The sequence below is a fragment of the Brevundimonas sp. DS20 genome, from assembly GCF_001310255.1.
Taxonomy (GTDB): Bacteria; Pseudomonadota; Alphaproteobacteria; order Caulobacterales; family Caulobacteraceae; genus Brevundimonas; species Brevundimonas aurantiaca.
In genome coordinates this window covers 599,704-617,612 of record NZ_CP012897.1, presented here as the reverse complement: position 1 = coordinate 617,612, position 17,909 = coordinate 599,704, and the positions used below count along the sequence as shown (strand labels likewise).

Genomic DNA, 17,909 nt, shown 5'->3' with positions numbered 1-17,909 from the left:
GTTACATTAGGGCCAAGACAGATGGGCCGCCAAGCCGCAGGTTTCAACGACGGCGATAGGCGGATGGGTCAAAAACTGACAATTTACCGGGCAACCCCGCCTTAAAGCCTTGGCGCCTAGGGTGGTCGCATGGCCGGCCCAATCCATTATGAAGTCTATGTCCGAAGGACCGCTCCGGCGGCTTGGGCCCTGCTGATCGCGACCGAAGACCGAAAAACCGCGCTGGAAACCGCCGAAGAGCAGTTTCAGGCCAAACAGGCGGTCGCGGTGCGGGTCACCAAGGAGACGCTGGACCCCGAGACGATGGAGTTCAACAGCCTGACGATTCTGAATCTCGGGCTGCCGGAAGAAAAGTCGAAGAAGAAGCCGGAAGCGGCGGCCCGTCCCGCCTGCGGCTCGCCCAAGGAACTCTATGCGCCCCATGCTCGGGCCCTGATCGGCCGCGTCCTCGAGGACTGGCTGAAGCGGCACGGGGTGACCGCCTTCGAGCTTCTGCACCGGCCGGATCTGGCGGAACGGCTGGACGCCTCGGGCGTCGAACTTCAACATGCCGTTCAGAAGGTGGCCGTGCCCGAAAGCCAGGCCAGCGGCCAGGATCTGCATGGGATGGTGCGCCACTACCAGCGGCTGGCCGACGCCACGATCTCCCAGCTGATGAAGGCGGCCGAAGCGGCCAGTTTCCGTCACTGGACGATCTTTCGATCGCCGATGTGGCCCATCGCCTGTCGGGATCGGCCGACCGAGCCTTCATCATGGGCGGCGTGGCGGCCCAGGCCCTGGCCGATCGTCAGGGCGCACGGGCGCGGCTGGACCGGCTGATGGATCTGATGGATGGCGCGCCGACGGAAGGGCCGCCGCGCGCCCTGGTCGCGAGCGTCGTCGAGCAGATTGCGACGGAGATGCTGGCGACGCGGTCGAATCTGGCGGACATCCTGGGTCCGTCCTTGGATCACGGAGCCACTCTGGCGGCCCTGGTGCGTATGGTGGCGCCCAAGGAGGTGGAGCGGCTGATCGCCCTGGATCCCCGGACGGGGCTTCTGACCCCGCCCGTGGACGGCCCCGCAGCCCGGCTCGGCAGCCGGATCGCCGCCGGCGACTTTCCGCGTGTGTCGGCCGCCTTGGCCCGATTCATAACGCGTGAACTGTCCAGTTCCCGCCGCCTGCGCCCCGCTGATCCGGCGGGCGAGATCGATATTCTTCGAACCCTGGCCATGGCCCTGACGGCCGCTTCGGGTCGGCTTTTGAGCCTGGAGGAGGTTCAGAACGCCTTCGTCGATCGGTCCAGGAGCCTGGTCACGCCCGACTTCGTCGCCTCCTATGTTCAGTCGTGCGCGACCGTATTGGCCGAGGCCGAACATCTGACGCGGCTTTGCGAGAATGTGACCGGCGCCGCCAACAAGCGGGCTGCGGCGCGATGGCTGAGCGGCTGCGTCAAGTCGGTGAGGCTTGAGGCCGAGCTCCGGCAATCGACTCCGGGCGGTCCAAACGCCTCGCAGAAACTGCTCACTCTGGCGCGGCTGCAGCGCTCGGTGCGCGCGGTGCAGTTGGGAGAGATCGACGAGCGTGAGATCGCCGCCTCGATCGGGACCTTGGGCGGAACCCTGGAGGCGGACGCCGGCCTGATCAGCCAGATCGCCCGCGCCTCGGCCGCCGTGACGCAGAAGCTGGGCGTCCTGCTGAGAATGGCGGCCGGCGAAACGGCGCCTCTGGGACCGGCCGCCGATCGCGCCCGGACGGAAGCGCTGCGCATGCTGCGCGCTTCCGAGGTCAAGGACGCCCTGAGCGTCGAGCCGGAGGCGTCGGCTGCGCTGAACGCCCTGATGCCGGCCGCCGGGATTCGGCTTTAGGCGTCAGTCGAAAATGTCGAAGATGCTGTCGCGCTTCTTCTTCTTGTAGTGATAGCCGTCGTCGCGGCGGCGATCGTCCCTGTAGCCCTTGACCTCTCCATAGTCGGACGGCGCGTTCCAGGGGCGGGTCTGCGGCGAGGGGGCGGAGGCGGCGGCGCGTCCTTCATCGACGGCCGAGGCCATCAGGGTTTCCAACTCGCCGCGATCCAGCCAGACGCCGCGACAGGTCGGGCACATGTCGAACTGGACGCCGTTCCGATCCAGGCTCTGCATCGGGCTGTTGTCGTTGGGGCACATCAGAAGGGGCATGGCGGGGCTCCGGGTCGGTTGACGATCGGGTGCGACGCGACGGGAAGGCAAGGGGTCCGAGACCCGTCGCGTCGATGCACCCGTGCGGTCCGACATCGCATCGCACGCCCAGGGGAGGGGAACCCGGCCGCGACGACGCCAGAGGGGCCCGTTCCGCAAACCCAAGCTAGGGGGTCGGCGTCTGCGCCGCCATGCGTCGTGGCGCCACAGGGCGCGGCTTGATCATGCTCTCGCTTTAATCTGGAGCCTGATTCACCGTTTCAGCGGAACCGCGAAGCGGTTCCTCCTCAACGGATCAGGCTCTAGCAGACCTGGCCGGCGGCCCAGCCCGACGACCAGGCCCACTGGAAATTATAGCCGCCCAGCCAGCCGGTGACGTCCACCGCCTCGCCGATGAAATAGAGGCCCGGCGCGGTCTTCACGGCGAGAGTCTGCTGGTCCAGGGCGGCGGTGTCGATCCCGCCCAGGGTGACCTCGGCCGTGCGGTAGCCTTCGGATCCCACCGGCTTGACGGTCCAGCCGTTGACCGCCTGGTCCAGCCGCCGCAGCGCCTTGTCCGACAGATCGGCCAGATTGCCCGCCACGCCTTCGCGCGCGCACAGGCTCTCGGCAAGGCGGCGCGGCACGATCTGGGCCAGGGCGGTGTGGACCGCCTGGCGTCCGTTCGCCGCCCTGGCGGCCTTCAGCGCCTCGAACACGTCGTGATCCGGGGCCATGGCGGCGACTATGGGCTCGCCCTCGCGCCAGTAGGAGCTGATCTGAAGTATGGCCGGACCGCTCAGGCCGCGGTGGGTGAACAGCATGGCTTCGTCGAACCGGGCCTTGCGCGTCTTCTCGGCCGGGGCCGAAGCCACGCGAGCCTCCACCGCCACCCCGGCGAGCGGCGCCAGGGTCTCCAGCAGGCCCGCCTCGAACGTCAGCGGCACGAGAGCGGGACGGGTCTCGGTCACGCGGATGTCGAACTGCCGCGCGACCTCATAGGCCCAGCCGGTCGCTCCCATCTTGGGAATGGACTTTCCGCCTGTGGCGACCACCAGGGACGCCGCCGCGATCTCGGATCCGTCAGACAGGCCGATCGACCAGCCCTCGCCCTTTCGGGCGATCCGGTCCACCCCGGTCCTCATCCTCAGCTCGACCCCGGCCTCGGCCATGGCCTCGGTCAACAGGCGTATGATCTGTTTGGCGCTGCCGTCGCAGAACAGCTGGCCGAGCGTCTTCTCATGCCAGCCTATGCCCGCCTGATCGACCCGCTTGATAAAGTCCTGGGGCGTGAACCGGCGCAGGGCCGAGGTGGCGAACCGGGGGTTTTCACCCAGGAAGTTCGCCGGCCCGCAGCCCAGATTGGTGAAGTTGCACCGTCCGCCGCCGGAGATGCGGATCTTTTCGCCGGGATGGGCCGCGTGATCGACGACCAGGACCCGACGGCCGCGCCGTCCGGCCTCGGCGGCGCACATCATGCCGGCGGCGCCGGCCCCGACCACCAGGACGTCGAACGACGCCCGGCTCACGAGACCGGCTCCGGGATCAGAGTCTTAGTAGCGATAGTGTTCGGGCTTGAACGGCCCTTCGACCGGCACGGAGATGTAATCGGCCTGTTCCTTGTTCAGCACGGTCAGCTTGGCGCCCAGCTTGCCCAGGTGCAGGGCGGCGACCTTTTCGTCCAGGTGCTTGGGCAGGGTGTAGACCTTGGTCTCATAGGCCGACTTGTTGGTCCAGAGTTCGATCTGGGCCAGGGTCTGGTTGGTGAAGGAGGCCGACATCACGAAGGAGGGGTGGCCCGTGGCGTTGCCCAGGTTCACCAGACGGCCTTCCGACAGCAGGATGATCTTCTTGCCGTCCGGGAATTCCACGTGGTGGACCTGGGGCTTGATCTCGTCCCACTTGAAGTTCTTCAGGCCCGCGACCTGAATTTCAGAATCGAAGTGGCCGATGTTGCAGACGATGGCGTTGTTGCGCATCCGGCGCATGTGATCGACGGTGATCACATCCTTGTTGCCGGTGGCGGTGACGAAGATGTCGGCCTTGTCGGCGACGTCGTCCAGGGTCTGGACCTCATAGCCTTCCATGGCCGCCTGCAGGGCGCAGATCGGGTCGATCTCGGTCACGATCACGCGGGCGCCGCCCTGACGCAGCGAGGCCGCCGAGCCCTTGCCCACGTCGCCGTAGCCGCAGACCACGGCCACCTTGCCCGACAGCATGACGTCGGTGCCGCGACGGATGGCGTCGACCAGGGATTCACGGCAGCCGTACAGATTGTCGAACTTGGACTTGGTCACGCTGTCGTTGACGTTGATGGCCGGGAAGGGCAGCTCGCCGCGTTCCGACATCTGGTAGAGGCGGTGGACGCCGGTGGTGGTCTCTTCCGACACGCCGCCGATGGCGTCGCGGATGGCCGAATAGAAGCCGGGCTTCTCCTTCAGATACCGCTTCATGACCTTGTAGAGGGCTTCTTCTTCCTCATTGGTCGGGTTGTCGAGGACCGAGGGGTCCTTCTCGGCCTTCGGACCGAGCACGCACAGCAGGGTGGCGTCGCCGCCGTCGTCCAGGATCAGGTTCGGATAGCTGCCGTCCGCCCATTCGAAAATCTTGTGGGCGTAGTCCCAGTATTCCTCCAGGGTCTCGCCCTTGACGGCGAAGACCGGGGTGCCGGCCGCGGCGATCGCGGCGGCGGCGTGATCCTGGGTCGAGAAGATGTTGCACGAGGCCCAGCGCACCTCGGCGCCCAGGGCTTCCAGCGTCTGGATCAGAACCGCCGTCTGGATGGTCATGTGCAGGCTGCCGGCGATCCGGGCGCCCTTCAGCGGCTGGTCCTTGCCGAACTCGGCGCGCAGCGCCATCAGGCCCGGCATTTCCGTCTCGGCGATGGCGATTTCCTTCTGGCCCCAGTCGGCCAGAGAGATGTCGCGGATGATGTAGTCGGTCATGGCAGGGGCTCCTGGCCGTAAGGGGGTATTGCGCGCCTCATAGCCCGGCAGGCCTGAAGGAGCAATAAACATATAAGGATGTCCTTATATGCGAGGGCGTAGCCGTTTATTAAGCGCCGCGCGTTAGGGTCACGCCATGGAACGCCGCGCCCTCCTCGGTCTCGCCCTTGTCGCAACGGCCGCCGCCTCGGCCTCGCCGGAGCCCGCCGCAGCCTCTTCGAGCAAGGAGGGCGGCGGCGCCTCCGCCGAAACCTATTTCCGACTGCCGGTCGTCACCGCCTCCATCGCCGGGCTGACCGGGCGCCGAGGGGTTCTGTCGATCGAAACCGGTCTGGACGTGCCTGACGCGGCCCTGCGTCTTCGCGCCCAGCAGTCCACGCCCCGCCTCCGCGCCGCCTATAACACCGCCGCTCAGCAGTTCGCCGCAGGCCTGCGGCCCGGCGCGGCGCCCGACATCGACCGCCTGGCCAACGCCTTGCAGGCGGCGACCAACGCCACCCTGGGCCGCCCCGGCGCCCGGTTGCTGCTGGGCACGGTCATGGCGATCTGATCCGCCCTCTCGGACGGCCGCGTCCACCTCAGAGGCCCCCTCAGAGGCCCCCTCAGAGGAAGGAATAGGGATCGACGTCCACGGCCAGCCGGACCGAGGCCGGAACCTTCACCCGCTGCAGCCAGGCGCGCAGAAAGGCTTGCAGATCGACGTCGCGATCCGCGCGCACCAAGAGCCGCTTGCGCCGACGGCCGCGCACCAGGGCCAGGGGCGCATCGGCGGGGCCATAGACCTCCAGCCGTTCGGCGTTGGGAATGGCCTGGGCCAGGTCGGCGGCGGTCTTCTCCACCGCCTGCGCATTCTCGCTGGACAGGATGATCGCCGCCAGCCGGCCGAAGGGGGGCAGGGACGCCGCCTCCCGCTCGGCCATCTCCGCCTCGACGAAGGCGTCCCGATCGCCGGCCGCCAGGGCCTGAAGCACCGGATGTTCGGGGGTCCAGGTCTGCAACAGGGCCCGTCCCGGCCGATCCGCCCGTCCCGCCCGTCCCGTCGCCTGGGCCAAGAGCTGATAGGTGCGCTCGGCCGCCCGCAAATCGCCGCCCCTCAGGCCCAGATCCGCATCCACCACTCCGACCAGGGTCAGGCGGGGGAAGTTGTGGCCCTTGGCGGCCGCCTGGGTGGCGACCAGTATGTCGATCTCCCCGTCGGTCATCCGCTGGATCAGGGCCCGGGCCGATCTGGCGTCGGGTGCGGTGTCCGAGCTGAACACCGCCGTCCGCGCCTCGGGAAACAGCTGGCGCACCTCCTCCTCGACCCGTTCGACGCCGGGTCCGACCGAGACCAGACTGTCTTCGGCCCCGCACGACGGGCACAGTTTGGGCCGGGCCATGGAGAAGCCGGTCAGGTGACAGACCAGTCGGCCGGTGTAGCGATGTTCGACCAGCCAGCTGTCGGTGTCCGGCGCCGTCAGCCTGTGCCCGCAGGCGCGGCACAGGACCACGGGGGCATAGCCGCGTCGATTCAGGAACAGCAGCGTCTGTTCGCCGCGCGCCAGGGTTTCGCCGATCGCCTCCCTCAGGCTCTGCGACAGCCAGGTCTGCGGATCCGGAGGCGCCGCGCGCAGGTCGATCAGGTCGATGTCCGGCAGGACGGCGGTCCCATGCCGCGCGCCCAGCTTCAACCAGTCGTAGCGACCGTTCTGCGCATTCCACAGCGTCTCCAGCGACGGGGTCGCCGAGGCCAGGACTACGGCCGCCCCCTCGATCCGCGCCCGCGCCACGGCCAGGTCCCGGCCGTGATAGACCAGCCCCTCTTCCTGTTTGAACGAGCCGTCGTGCTCCTCGTCGACGATGATCAGCCGCAGATTGACGAAGGGCAGGAACAGGGCGGACCGGGCGCCGACCACGATGTTGCAACGGCCCGCGATGGTCGCCTCCCACACCTGGCGGCGGCGGGGCGGGGCGACGCCGGAATGCCACTCTGCCGGGGCCGCGCCGAAGCGGGCTGCAATCCGTTCGATCAGGGCCTGGGTCAGGGCGATTTCAGGCAAGAGGATCAGGATCTGCGCCGCCGGATCGGCGCGCAGCACCCGCGCGATCGCCTCCAGATAGGCTTCGGTCTTGCCGGACCCCGTGACCCCGTCCAGCAGAAAGGGTCGAAACCCGCCCTGGGTCGCTCCGGCCGCCAGGGCTGAAGCCGCCGCCGCCTGGTCGCCGTTCAGGGTCGCCGGCGCATGGTCGGGATCGGGCGGGGCGAAGGCGGCTTCGGCGGCGATCTCGACGATCTCCAGAACCCCCTCGTCGATCAATCCCTTCACCACGCCCGCCGACACCCCGGCGTCCCGCGCCAGATCGGCGGCCGTCATTGATCGCGCGCCCAGGGCCTCCAGCACGCCCGTTCGCGCGGGGGTGGCGCGGGCCGGCTGACGGTCGCCGACCCGCCGCACCCTCCGTTCCGGCCGGGGACGCGGCGCGCGCAGCCCCTTCAGCGCGGTGGCCGCCATCTCTCCGGGGGGGGACAGGGTCCAGCGCCCGGCCCATTCGACGAAGTCCATCACCCCTGCCGGCAGGGCGGGGTCGTCCAGTTTCGAGTCCACCGCCTTCAGCCGCCGGTTCGAGCCGGTGGTCTCGAACACCTCGGCCACCACGCCCCGGATCAGGCGCGGACCCAAGGGGACGGCGACCTGATCGCCGCGCGCCAGGCTCAGCGCCTCGGGAACTTCGTAATCGAAGGCTTCCGGCACGGGCAGGGGAATGAGGACTGAGGCGACTTTCACCGAACTGCGCCCTCGGCTATGAAGCCGTCCATGAAACTCTTTCTCGATACCGCCGACGTCGCCGTCATCAAGGACATGGTTCCCACCGGCATGGTGGACGGCGTCACCACCAATCCGTCGCTGATCGCCAAGTCGGGTCGGAACATCGCCGAGGTCATCGCCGAAATCTGCGCCCTGGTCGAGGGCCCGATTTCCGCCGAGGCCGTCTCGCTCGATTTCGAGACCATGGTCAAGGAGGGCGACAAGCTGGCCGCCATCGCCCCCAATGTGGTCGTGAAGCTGCCCCTGACCTGGGACGGTCTGCGCGCCTGTCGCGTCTTCACCGACAAGGGGATCAAGACCAACGTCACCCTGTGCTTCTCGGCCGCCCAGGCGCTGCTGGCCGCTAAGGCCGGCGCTACCTTCGTCTCGCCCTTCGTCGGGCGGCTGGAGGACAACGGCGCCGACGGGATCGCCCTCTTGGAAGAAATCCGGGTGATGTACGACGTCCATGGTTTCGAGACCCAGATCCTGGCCGCCTCGCTGCGCAACGTGGCCCATGTGGCCGCCGCCGCCGTGGCCGGATCGGACGCCGCCACCTTCGGCGCCGACACTTTCAAGGCCCTGGTAAAGCACCCGTTAACCGACAAGGGTCTTGATGCCTTCGTGGCGGACTGGGCCAAGACCGGTCAGTCCATCCTGTAACTCACGCGTCACGGAGAAGGTCTGTTGAGCGGCTCATTGGACCTTTTCGAAACCGCTGAAGCGGAGCCGGTTCCCCATCTGGGCGACGGCCTGACCTGGCCCGAGGTGCGCGGCTGGCTCCAGACCCATTCCCAGACCCTGCTGGACGATCGTTCCTTGTTGGAAGAGATCGGCCTGCGTCCGCACGGACGCAATGTGGTCGAGTTCGGCGCCGCCGCCCTGACGCGGCTTGAGGCGGTGGTCGAGCGCGAGGCCGGCGCCCGGCGCGAGGTCGAGATGATCGCCCGCGCCAATTTCGCCGCCCAGACCCAGACCCACGTCGCCGCCCTGGATCTGATGGAGGCGCGCAATCATTCCGATCTGGCGCGTCGCCTCGACGCCGCGGCCCAGGGCCGGTTCGGCCTGGCCGGCGCCGCCATCGCCCTCGAAAGACCCGGCGGGGTGCCGTTCGGCTGGCGCGGACTGGACGCCGGCGAGGTGGACCGCCTGCTGGGCGACCACGGCCTGAGCTGGCTGGGGCCGATGTTCGACGGGCTCGACCTGTTCGGCGCGGCCGGCGATCAGGTGAAGTCGGTGGCCCTGGTCCGCATGGCGCCGCATCTGACCCCCGGCGAACCGCCCCGACCCTGCCTGTGCGCCTTCGGCTCGCCTGAGCCCGAGGGTTTCACCCCCAATATGGGCTGCGAACTGGCGGCCTTTCTGGCGCGGGTGGTGGAGCGGATGGCCGAGCGATGGCCGGTGTTGAACTGACTTTCCGTACTTCGCTCACCGTCACCCTCGGGCTTGACCCGAGGGTCGGACGCTCCGTCGCAAATGCGTACGGGTTGGCGCACGATCCCCGCCATTCGCCTCGATCAACGCCCGATCCTCGGGTCAAGCCCGAGGATGACGGACAGGAAACGGGCGAATGACCGCCGCCGAGGCCCTCCACGCCTGGCTGGAGCATCTGGCGCACGAGCGACGGCTGTCGCCCCGCACCCTTGAGGCCTACGGCCATATCGGCCGGCTCTATGTCGCCTTTCTCGAACGCCATCGCGGCGAGACCCTGACGCTGAAAGGCCTGGGAACCATCACCGCCGCCGAGGTGCGCGCCCATTTAGCCGACCGCCGCAGCGGCGATCACCCCTTGGCGGCCCGATCCCTGAGCCAGACCCTGTCGGCCGTTCGGGGCTTTCACGCCTTTCTGGACCGGCGGCTGGACACGCCCGCCCCCCAGCTGGCTCTGGTGCGCGGTCCCCGGATCAAGCCGTCCCTGCCCCGCCCCGTCAGCGAGGACCAGGCGCGCGGCCTGCTGGCCGAACCCGACGCCGATCCCGACGCGGAGCCTTGGGAGGCCGCCCGCGACCGCGCCGTGCTCAGCCTTCTCTACGGCTGCGGGCTGCGGATTTCCGAAGCCCTGTCCCTGACTCGCGCAGAGGCTCCTTTGGGCGACACCCTGCGGATCGTCGGTAAGGGATCGAAGACCCGGATCGTCCCGGTCCTGCCCGCCGTGCGATCGGCGGTGGACGCCTATCTGGCGCTGCTGCCCTTCATCCTTCAGCCCGCCGACCCCCTGTTCCGGGCTCGGCGCGGCGGCCCGCTCAGCCCGCGCCACGTCCAGGCCTCGGTCCAGCGACTGCGCGGCCGGCTGGGCCTGCCCGAACGCACCACCCCCCACGCCTTGCGCCACAGTTTCGCGACCCATCTGCTGGGGGCCGGCGCCGATCTGCGCTCCATCCAGGAACTGCTCGGCCACGCCAGCCTGTCCACCACTCAGAAATACACCGGCGTCGATGCGGAGCGCCTGTTAAGCGCCTATTCCGCCGCCCATCCGCGCGCGAGCGGCGCCTGACAGATCAGGGCGCCGTGGTCGTGACGGGCGTGCGCATCGCCAGGATTTCCCGTGTTCGCCGGGTGATGCCGTAGAGGACGCCGGGCTCGCTTTCATCCCAGTCGATCGCCTGTCCCTCGGCCTCTATGCCGAGGGTCTCCAGATGATCCAGAACTCCCCCGCCGTCGGGCAGGGCGACGACATAGAGTTCGGGCCGGTCGTGGCCGGTCAGATAGAGACGTCCGTCCGGTCCCCAGCCGCCGCCGGAAATGCTCATCGGCGCAATCCGCTCCAGAATGGAGGCCGGCAGCCCCCAGGCCTCCAGCCGTCGCCATTGGTCGTCGAACCGCACCAGGGTGGTGTGGCGGTGGTCGCGCGGCGCCTCGCCCCCGCGACCGTCATAGTTGGCGAACATGGCCCACCAGGCGCCGTCATGTCGATCGACCCAGGTGATCGAACCCGTCCCCATGCCCAGGGCGACGCTGCGCTTGTGATGCAGGTCGACGGCGTCGAAGACCTCCACCGTGCTGATCTGAGGAACGGCGGGAAAGTTGGAGCTGGCGCAGACCAGTTCGCCGTCGATCAGGGCGCAAGAGTTGATGTGCGGAAATCGGGCTCGGTCACCGGTCCATTCGGCCTGTTTGGCGCCCGTCTTCTTGTCATAGCGCACGATCGACCAGTTGGAGACGGCGTAGACGTCATCGGGTCCCACGGCCACGCCTTGGCGCGCCTCAGCGGGGTAGCGCCGCAGAGTCCGAGCTTCGCCCGACAGGACGAGCGGCGCAACCGCGTCGCCTTCGGCCGTCGGTGTGGCCTGGGCGGCCGAGACAAGCAGCGACAACAGGACGGAGGCGAGCATGACAGGCGTTCCTCAAAAGGACAGGGGCCGCGTCCCGGAGAAGGCGGCCCCTTTGATCGTCGGGATTAGAAGCTGGCGGACAGACCGACCCAGTAGGTGCGGCCGTAGTTGGCCGATTCCTGAAGATAGGTTCGACCCGGGCCGGTCACTTCCCGGCGTCCCGAGTTCGACAGGTTCTGGCCTTCGACGAAGACGGTGAGGCCGTTGTCGAAGCGCCAGCTGACCGAGGCGTCATAGACGTGGCGGCCCTTCCAGTATTGGTCGGCGTTCGGAATGGTGTCGTTGATCGTTTCCAGGAAGCCGCCGATATAGTTGTGCGAGACGCGGGCCTCGATGGGGCCGCGCTGATACCAGATCGATTCATTGGTGGTGGTCGCCGGCTGCTGGAACAGACCCGTGTGACGCTTGCCCGCCGTGGTCAGGAAGGTGAACTCCGTGTCCAGGAAGGTGGCGTTGGCGCTGACGCCCAGGCCGTCGAACGGCGCCGGCAGCATGGTCAGGGCCTGCTGGAAGGCGACTTCGACGCCGCGAATCTTGGCCGTTTCGGCGTTCGTCGGCGTCGAGACGATCACCGCCTCCACGCCCCGGCCCACGTCCAGGTTCTGGACCGAGCTGAGAGTGAAGATCTCGTTGTCGATGTCCTTGGTGAACAGGGCGACCGACATCAGCCCGTCGGTCGGATAGTATTCAAACGACAGGTCCAGACCTTCGCTCTCGCGCGCCTTCAGGCCGGGGTTGCCGCGGGACAGGGTCGGCTGCGAGCCGTCGAAGCTGATGCTCTCGCTGGCGGCCAGCGAACCGAAGTCCGGCCGGCCGATGGTGTTGGTCCAGGCGGCGCGGACGACCATGTTCTGACGCAGATTCCAGCGCAGGTGCAGGCTGGGCAGCCAGTTGTCGTAGTCGCCGCTGTTCGACACCGGCGTCAGGACGCCGCCGGACAGGCGGGCGGCGTCTGAACTGACTTCGGTCTTCTCATAGCGCAGTCCGCCCAGCAGGGTCAGGTCGCCGATCTTGTAGCTGGCCTGGGCGTAGCCGGCGAAGACGTCCTCGGTGACGTCATAGTCGCCGGTCGGGGCAGCGGTCTTGGCGTCGAAGCTGGCCGCGTTGGCCGCATAGAAGGCCTCCGCCGTGGCGACGTCGATGCGCGGCGTCAGACGATACTGGCCTTCGATCAGCTTGTCCGGCCCGGGACGATCGACCTTGTCCAGCGTATAGATAAAGCCGGTCTTGGGGGTGTAGTCGGTGCGGCTGGACCGATAGCTGCGATCGCTGGAGCGCCACACGGCGCCGACCTTCGCCTTCAGGTTCCGCGTCTCGCCGCCGTCGTCGAAGGCCAGGTTGAACCGGGCCTGGGTGGTGTCTTCATCGGTCCGCAGCAAGGACACGCGCCGTTGCTGGAGATTGAACAGGGCCGGATCGTGGAAGGCCGTCGGATTGGTCGGCGTGAACACCGGGAAAAAGTTCGAGGTGTCGTAGCGGAAGCCGAAGTTGGCGTTCGACGCCGTGCGGAACTCCATAGAGGTGTTGGGGGTTTCTGAGCCCGCCTGTGAATAGACCAGATCGCCGTCCAGCCGCCATTGCGGGGCGGCGTCCCACCGGAAGGCGGTACGGCCCAGGCCGATCTCGCGACGGGTGATGGGCTGGTTCAGACCGATGATGTTGCGGCCCGTGGCGAAGGTTCCCGAGGTGCGGGTCTGGTTGGTCACATTGCCGACCGGCTCGGTGCGGAACTCGGTCCGCTCCTCATCGTCCTCCATCCGGGCGTACAGGGCCGAGGCCTCCCAGCGGAAATCGACGCTCGGCCGCCATTCCAACTTTCCGTTCGCGCCCGAACGCTGTTTGGTGTTGTTGTACCAGAACAGGCGCAGTTGGGTCGGCACCTGGATTCCGTTGCCGGTCGGAGCGCCCGAGTTCACCGGCTTGCCGGCCGCGTCGTATTCGCGGATCGAAGGCGCGGCCGACTCCGCCTGTGGAATGTCGTAGTCGAGCTGCTCGTGGGAGGCGCCAATCACCACGCCCCATTCGTCGGCCGCGCCGAAGCGGCGACCGGCGGCGAAGGCCAGGCGATAGGACGGATCGTCGTTGCGGACGTCGCCGTGCTGTTCATAGACGCCGTAGGAGGCCATGCCGTTGAAGAAGGGTTTGGCTGCGTCGAACGCGCTGCGGGTGGCGACATTGATCACGCCGCCGATGGCGTTGCCGTCGTTCTCGGGCGTGACCGTCTTGATCACCTCGACCCGGCCGGCCATCACGGAGGGCACGATGTCCATCGGCACGGTGCGGGCGCTTTCATCTACCGAACCCACGAAGGCGCCGTCGATGGTCGTGCGGTTGTAGGTGGAGGCCAGGCCCCGAAGGATCGGCCAGCGCGGCTCGCCCTGATCCTCCATCACCGAGACGCCGGGAATGCGGCGCAGGGCGGCGGCGGTGTTGTGGTCCGGCAGCTTGCCGATGTCGTCGGCGGAGACGGCGTCCATCACCTCGAACTCAGCGCGTTTCACGGCGATGGCGGCGCGCTGCGCCTCGCGCTGGCCGGTCACGACGATCTCATCGACCTCGGCGGTCGGGTTGTCCTGAACCTGGGCCTGGGCGCTGGCCGCAAGTCCGGCGCTGATCAGGGCGGTGGTGGCGAGCAGAAACCGTTGCCGGCTCTGTGACGAAAAACACATGTTCTATCCCCCAACGTCGAATTTCGACGGGGCTCGCATAGGGGGCGGAGGCGACGTGCAGGCGTCTGTTCTGTGTCGCGCCCGACAACAGTGGGTGGAGATTCGATGGCGATTTCGCCGCTACGCGCCCTTTGCGACCCGAGGCTGTGCGGAGATTGCGACAGTCGGTCGACTGTCAAAACCTGAGCCGCCTCGGCGCAAACGGGACGTTAACCGAAGCGGCGCACCCTCTTGTCAATGTGGCCGCCGGAAACGTCTGGTCGGCCGTGGAGGGCCGGCCCATGTCGACCAAGATGACTTCGAGCGTGCGTCGCCACAGCGACCATTTCGAACCGCAGGACACCGATCCGCACGAGCAGCGCCGCCTGCGCGGCCAGTTGGAGCAGATCGACTACGCCGCCTATGTCGCCAACAAGGAGCTGATCGGCCACACCCTGACCGGTCTGGACGCCGCCTCTCTTCAGAAACTGGCGGTCCTGACCGCCGGCGCCCGCGCCAAATGGGGGGCCGAGGCCCTGCGCCTGGCCCATTCGGGCTCGCCCGTCACCCCCGACCAGGTCGCCCGCCTGACCGCCGCCCGCACCGCCTTCGACGAACTCGCCGAAGTCTACGAAGCCCTGCGCCGCATGGTCGAGCGCGGCTATGTGGTGTTGAAATAGGCTCTAAGGACGCCTGGTGGAGCCGAGGGGAGTCGAACCCCTGACCTCGTCATTGCGAACGACGCGCTCTACCAACTGAGCTACGGCCCCGTTCCAGTCAGGAGCAGGCCTCCAGGCGAGCGCGGGACATAGAAGGCGGGCGGGCGTGGTGTCAACGGGCTTGTGCGCGCAATCCGCGCAGGCGACCGCAGAAGATTGTCGGATGGGCGGGGGACGGCTAGAAGCCGAGGTTCGCGCCTTGCAGGAGAATACATATGGGCACCGCCCTGGTCTGGCTTGTGAACACCGTCATCGGCCTGATGGTCTGGTTCATCATCATCCAGGCGATCTTGAGCTGGTTGTTCGCCTTCGACGTGATCAACCATCGCAACCGGTTCGTCAGCCAGGTCGCCGACTTCCTGGACCGGATCACCGCCCCCATTCTGGAACCCTTCCGTCGGATCATTCCGCCGCTGGGCGGGATCGACATTTCGCCCATCGTCGTCCTGCTGCTGCTTCAGTTCGTCCGCATCCTGTTCAACGCCTCGGCGGCCCCGGTCCTGATCGGCATGTTGGGCTGAGGCGCCACGGCGGCGGGAGATTCCGACGCGAGACGGCGATTCCGCCCTTGCGCCCCGCCGCCAGCTTCCTAAAGGTGCCGGCCCCGACCATTATTGACCACGGTTCATGAGCACGATCACCACAGTCGCCGTCCTGGGCGCCGGACAGATGGGCGCAGGCATCGCCCATGCGGTGGCCCTGGGCGGCTATTCGGTCCGACTCTACGACGTGGCGCCCGCGCGACTGCCGCTGGCCCAGGGCGAGATCGCCGCCAGCCTGTCGCGCCACGTCGGCCGCCATCTGGTGACCCAGGCCGAGGCCGACGCCGCCCTGGCCCGGATCGCCGTCACGACGGTCATGGCCGAGGCCGTGTCCGACGCGGACCTGGTCATCGAGGCGGCGCTGGAGGACGAGGCGGTCAAGAAGGCCCTCTACGCCGAGGTCGCCCCCCATCTGGGCCCCCAGACCCTTTTGGCCTCCAACACCTCCTCCATTTCGATCACCCGACTGGCCTCGGCCTCGGATCGGCCGGACCGGTTCATCGGCCTTCATTTCATGAAGCCGGCGCCGGTCATGCGTCTGGTCGAGATCGTGCGCGGCATCGCCACCTCGGCCGAGACCCATGCGGCGGCCGTCGATTTCGCCGAAAGCCTGGGCAAGACCACGACCGACGCCGAGGATTTCCCGGCCTTCATCGTCAACCGGATCCTGGTGCCGATGATGAATGAGGCGATCTTCGCCCTGTATGAAGGGGTCGGCAACGTCGCCTCCATCGACAAGGCGCTGCGCCTGGGCGCCAACCATCCGATGGGGCCGCTGGAGCTGGCGGACTTCATGGGGCTGGACGTGGTCCTGGCCATCATGAACGTCCTGTACGACGGGCTGGCCGACAGCAAATACCGCCCCTGTCCTCTGCTGGTGAAATATGTCGAGGCCGGCTGGCTGGGCCGCAAGAGCGGGCGGGGCTTCTATGACTATTCCGGCGAGACGCCGGCCCCGACCCGATGAGCCGGTTCGAGACCTATGCCGACCTGCCGGGCCAGGCGACCATCCAGTCGCGGCCGGCGCCGCTGTATCCGATCCTGGCCTCTCTGGCCGGCGCCGCCTGGCCCCCGCTGATTCTGACCCTGCCCTTCTGGCCGCCCAACGCCATCGGCGCGGGGCGTGACATCGACTGGCGGATTCTGGTGCTGCTGATCGGTCTGGCGGCCGTTCCTGCGGGCCTGTGGCGGATCAATCAGGAGCGCCGTCGCGAGGGTCGGCCGGGGTCGCGGCTGGGCGTGGTCTGGCGTTTCATGCTGTTCGGCGGCCTGACTGCGGCCCTGGTCCAGGTGGTTGTCAGCCTGGTGATGGTGGTCCTGGGCTGGCTGGAGGCGGGCGACCTGATGCAGGGTCTCGGTGCGACCGAGACGACCCTCCTGATCTTCGGCGTGGGCGGCCTGCCCATCGCCATGATCGTCGGCGTCAGCTACGCCCTGTGGGCGGGTCTTTGCGTGGCCTTCATCGCCTTTGAGGCGCGGCCGACGATCGAGGTCGGGCGGCGTCGCTAAGCTTATCCGAGCGCCGCTCAGGCGCTGAATCGCTTCGGGGGAGGCTGTGAATGTCGACGGTGAACCAGACGACGGAACCGACCGGACTGGCGCCGGTCGAGGCGCCCGCCCGTATCGCTTCTCTGGATGTGATGCGGGGGCTGGCGGTCCTGGGCATATTGGCGGTGAACGTCGTCTCCTTCGGCCTGCCCTTCATGGTCTATGGCGATGCGGACCTCAGCCCCTTTCCTGTGACGGGCGCCAACGCCGTGGCCCGTTGGGCGATGGACGTCTTCTTCCACCAGAAGTTCATCACCCTCTTCGCCATGTTGTTTGGCGCTTCGATCTTTCTGGTGGGCGGTGAACGAAGCGATGCGGCGCGGGGGCGGCTGCTGCGCCGGCGCCTGTTCTGGCTGGCTGTGATCGCCCTGATCCACGGCCTGGCCTTCTGGTACGGCGACGTCCTTCTGCTCTACGCCTGGTCCGGCCTGTTCGTCATGCTGATGCGGTCCTTCTCCGCCCCCGTTCTGATCGGGGTCGGGCTGGGGGTCACCCTGGCGCTGGGGGCGATGCAGGCGGGGTTGAGCTGGCTGATGGTCGCCGGCCCCGCAGAAGTGGTCGAGGCGATGAAACAGGGCCAGCCGCAGAACAGCCAGGAGGCCGTCGCCGCCGCCATCGCCGCCTATCGCAGCGGCTGGGCCGGGGCCATGGGCCAGAACCTGACCGCCTGGTTCTTCCTCCAGGGCGCCAGCCTGGCCATGTTCGTCTTTTCGACCGTCGCCCTGATGATGACCGGCATGGGTCTGTTCAAGGCGGGTTTCCTCAGCGGCCGGGCGCCGACCTGGCTCTATCTCTTCGTCCTGGCGGTCGGGAGCGCGGTCCTGGCCCTTGTGGCGACGACCCATTGGACCGAAATCATGGCCGCGCCCGACGCCCATCCGACGCAAGGGCTGGCGGAGGCGGTCGCGGCCTTCCCGATCCTGGTGACCCTGGCCTATGTCAGCCTGATCGTGCTCGTGACCACGCGCGGACCGGCCTGGCTGGTCGCCCCGCTTCGGCCGGTGGGGCAGATGGCCCTCACCAACTATCTGAGCCAGACGCTGATCATGACCACCCTCTTTTACATGCCTTGGGGGCCGCGTCTGTTCGGTCAGGTGGACTATGTCGGCATGTGGGGCTTGGTGGCGGCCGTTTGGGCGGTCCAGCTGATCTGGTCTCCGCTGTGGCTGGCGCGGTTCAGAATGGGGCCGCTGGAATGGGTGTGGCGCTGCCTGACCTATGGGCGGCGCGTGCCGATCCGAAAAGCCGCCTGAT

17 protein-coding genes and 1 tRNA gene are annotated in these 17,909 nt (G+C 67.8%); 11 read left to right on the top strand and 7 right to left on the bottom strand.

Features of this window, described 5'->3' with window-relative positions; genetic code table 11:
• Nucleotides 1–129: 129 nt before the first annotated feature.
• Nucleotides 130–819, top strand: a complete 690-nt coding sequence (locus JL11_RS17845) for a hypothetical protein (protein ID WP_231681383.1) — start codon at nt 130–132, stop codon at nt 817–819.
• Nucleotides 711–1,847: a hypothetical protein gene (locus tag JL11_RS02980; RefSeq protein ID WP_231681381.1), complete on the top strand. Its 1,137-nt coding sequence runs from the start codon at nt 711–713 to the stop codon at nt 1,845–1,847. The genes JL11_RS17845 and JL11_RS02980 overlap by 109 nt, the downstream gene beginning before the upstream one ends.
• 3 nt (nt 1,848–1,850) lie before the next feature.
• Here JL11_RS02980 and JL11_RS02975 read toward each other — a convergent pair whose 3' ends face one another.
• The 3 genes from JL11_RS02975 to ahcY form a co-directional block, all read right to left on the bottom strand.
• Nucleotides 1,851–2,156: a TFIIB-type zinc ribbon-containing protein gene (locus JL11_RS02975; RefSeq protein ID WP_054764343.1), complete on the bottom strand. Its 306-nt coding sequence runs from the start codon at nt 2,154–2,156 to the stop codon at nt 1,851–1,853.
• 302 nt (nt 2,157–2,458) lie between these two features.
• A complete protein-coding gene (locus JL11_RS02970; RefSeq protein ID WP_054764342.1) occupies nt 2,459–3,664 on the bottom strand; it encodes an NAD(P)/FAD-dependent oxidoreductase in 1,206 nt (401 codons plus the stop codon).
• A gap of 24 nt (nt 3,665–3,688) precedes the next feature.
• Nucleotides 3,689–5,080, bottom strand: coding sequence for an adenosylhomocysteinase (gene ahcY, locus JL11_RS02965; RefSeq protein WP_054764341.1), 1,392 nt, complete (start codon nt 5,078–5,080; stop codon nt 3,689–3,691).
• Nucleotides 5,081–5,216: 136 nt separating this feature from the next.
• Between ahcY and JL11_RS02960 the strand changes: the two genes are divergently transcribed.
• Nucleotides 5,217–5,630 carry a hypothetical protein gene (locus JL11_RS02960; RefSeq protein ID WP_054764340.1) on the top strand — a complete coding sequence of 138 codons (414 nt, stop codon included), beginning with the start codon at nt 5,217–5,219 and terminating at the stop codon, nt 5,628–5,630.
• Between the two features lie 52 nt (nt 5,631–5,682).
• Here JL11_RS02960 and JL11_RS02955 read toward each other — a convergent pair whose 3' ends face one another.
• Entirely contained in the window at nt 5,683–7,845 is a 2,163-nt protein-coding gene (locus tag JL11_RS02955; RefSeq protein WP_054764339.1) for a primosomal protein N', read from the bottom strand.
• 30 nt (nt 7,846–7,875) lie between these two features.
• Between JL11_RS02955 and fsa the strand changes: the two genes are divergently transcribed.
• From fsa to JL11_RS02940, 3 genes are all read left to right on the top strand, one after another.
• Nucleotides 7,876–8,529 (top strand): fructose-6-phosphate aldolase, encoded by a 654-nt coding sequence (gene fsa / locus JL11_RS02950; protein WP_054766781.1) that lies wholly within the window; start codon nt 7,876–7,878, stop codon nt 8,527–8,529.
• A 36-nt stretch (nt 8,530–8,565) separates the two neighbouring features.
• On the top strand, nt 8,566–9,279 hold the full coding sequence (locus JL11_RS02945) for a DUF484 family protein (RefSeq protein ID WP_054764338.1): 714 nt from the start codon (nt 8,566–8,568) through the stop codon (nt 9,277–9,279).
• A 157-nt stretch (nt 9,280–9,436) separates the two neighbouring features.
• Nucleotides 9,437–10,360 carry a tyrosine recombinase XerC gene (locus JL11_RS02940; RefSeq protein WP_054764337.1) on the top strand — a complete coding sequence of 308 codons (924 nt, stop codon included), beginning with the start codon at nt 9,437–9,439 and terminating at the stop codon, nt 10,358–10,360.
• A 4-nt stretch (nt 10,361–10,364) separates the two neighbouring features.
• Here JL11_RS02940 and JL11_RS02935 read toward each other — a convergent pair whose 3' ends face one another.
• Both JL11_RS02935 and JL11_RS02930 read right to left on the bottom strand, forming a co-directional pair.
• Nucleotides 10,365–11,198 carry a hypothetical protein gene (locus JL11_RS02935; RefSeq protein ID WP_054764336.1) on the bottom strand — a complete coding sequence of 278 codons (834 nt, stop codon included), beginning with the start codon at nt 11,196–11,198 and terminating at the stop codon, nt 10,365–10,367.
• Between the two features lie 65 nt (nt 11,199–11,263).
• Nucleotides 11,264–13,867 (bottom strand): TonB-dependent receptor, encoded by a 2,604-nt coding sequence (locus JL11_RS02930; protein ID WP_054764335.1) that lies wholly within the window; start codon nt 13,865–13,867, stop codon nt 11,264–11,266.
• Nucleotides 13,868–14,148: 281 nt separating this feature from the next.
• Here JL11_RS02930 and JL11_RS02925 point away from each other — a divergent pair, with 281 nt between their 5' ends.
• Nucleotides 14,149–14,526 (top strand): hypothetical protein, encoded by a 378-nt coding sequence (locus JL11_RS02925; protein ID WP_054766780.1) that lies wholly within the window; start codon nt 14,149–14,151, stop codon nt 14,524–14,526.
• Nucleotides 14,527–14,540: 14 nt separating this feature from the next.
• Here JL11_RS02925 and JL11_RS02920 read toward each other — a convergent pair.
• A tRNA-Ala gene (locus JL11_RS02920) sits at nt 14,541–14,616 on the bottom strand.
• A 164-nt stretch (nt 14,617–14,780) separates the two neighbouring features.
• Between JL11_RS02920 and JL11_RS02915 the strand changes: the two genes are divergently transcribed.
• From JL11_RS02915 to JL11_RS02900, 4 genes are all read left to right on the top strand, one after another.
• Complete coding sequence (locus tag JL11_RS02915; protein ID WP_054764334.1) at nt 14,781–15,086, top strand: YggT family protein; 306 nt, start codon at nt 14,781–14,783, stop codon at nt 15,084–15,086.
• A 106-nt stretch (nt 15,087–15,192) separates the two neighbouring features.
• Complete coding sequence (locus JL11_RS02910; RefSeq protein WP_054764333.1) at nt 15,193–16,074, top strand: 3-hydroxybutyryl-CoA dehydrogenase; 882 nt, start codon at nt 15,193–15,195, stop codon at nt 16,072–16,074.
• Nucleotides 16,071–16,616: a hypothetical protein gene (locus JL11_RS02905; protein WP_054764332.1), complete on the top strand. Its 546-nt coding sequence runs from the start codon at nt 16,071–16,073 to the stop codon at nt 16,614–16,616. Before JL11_RS02910 ends, JL11_RS02905 begins: the two co-directional genes overlap by 4 nt.
• Nucleotides 16,617–16,666: 50 nt before the next feature.
• On the top strand, nt 16,667–17,908 hold the full coding sequence (locus JL11_RS02900; RefSeq protein ID WP_054764331.1) for a DUF418 domain-containing protein: 1,242 nt from the start codon (nt 16,667–16,669) through the stop codon (nt 17,906–17,908).
• Nucleotide 17,909 lies beyond the last annotated feature (1 nt).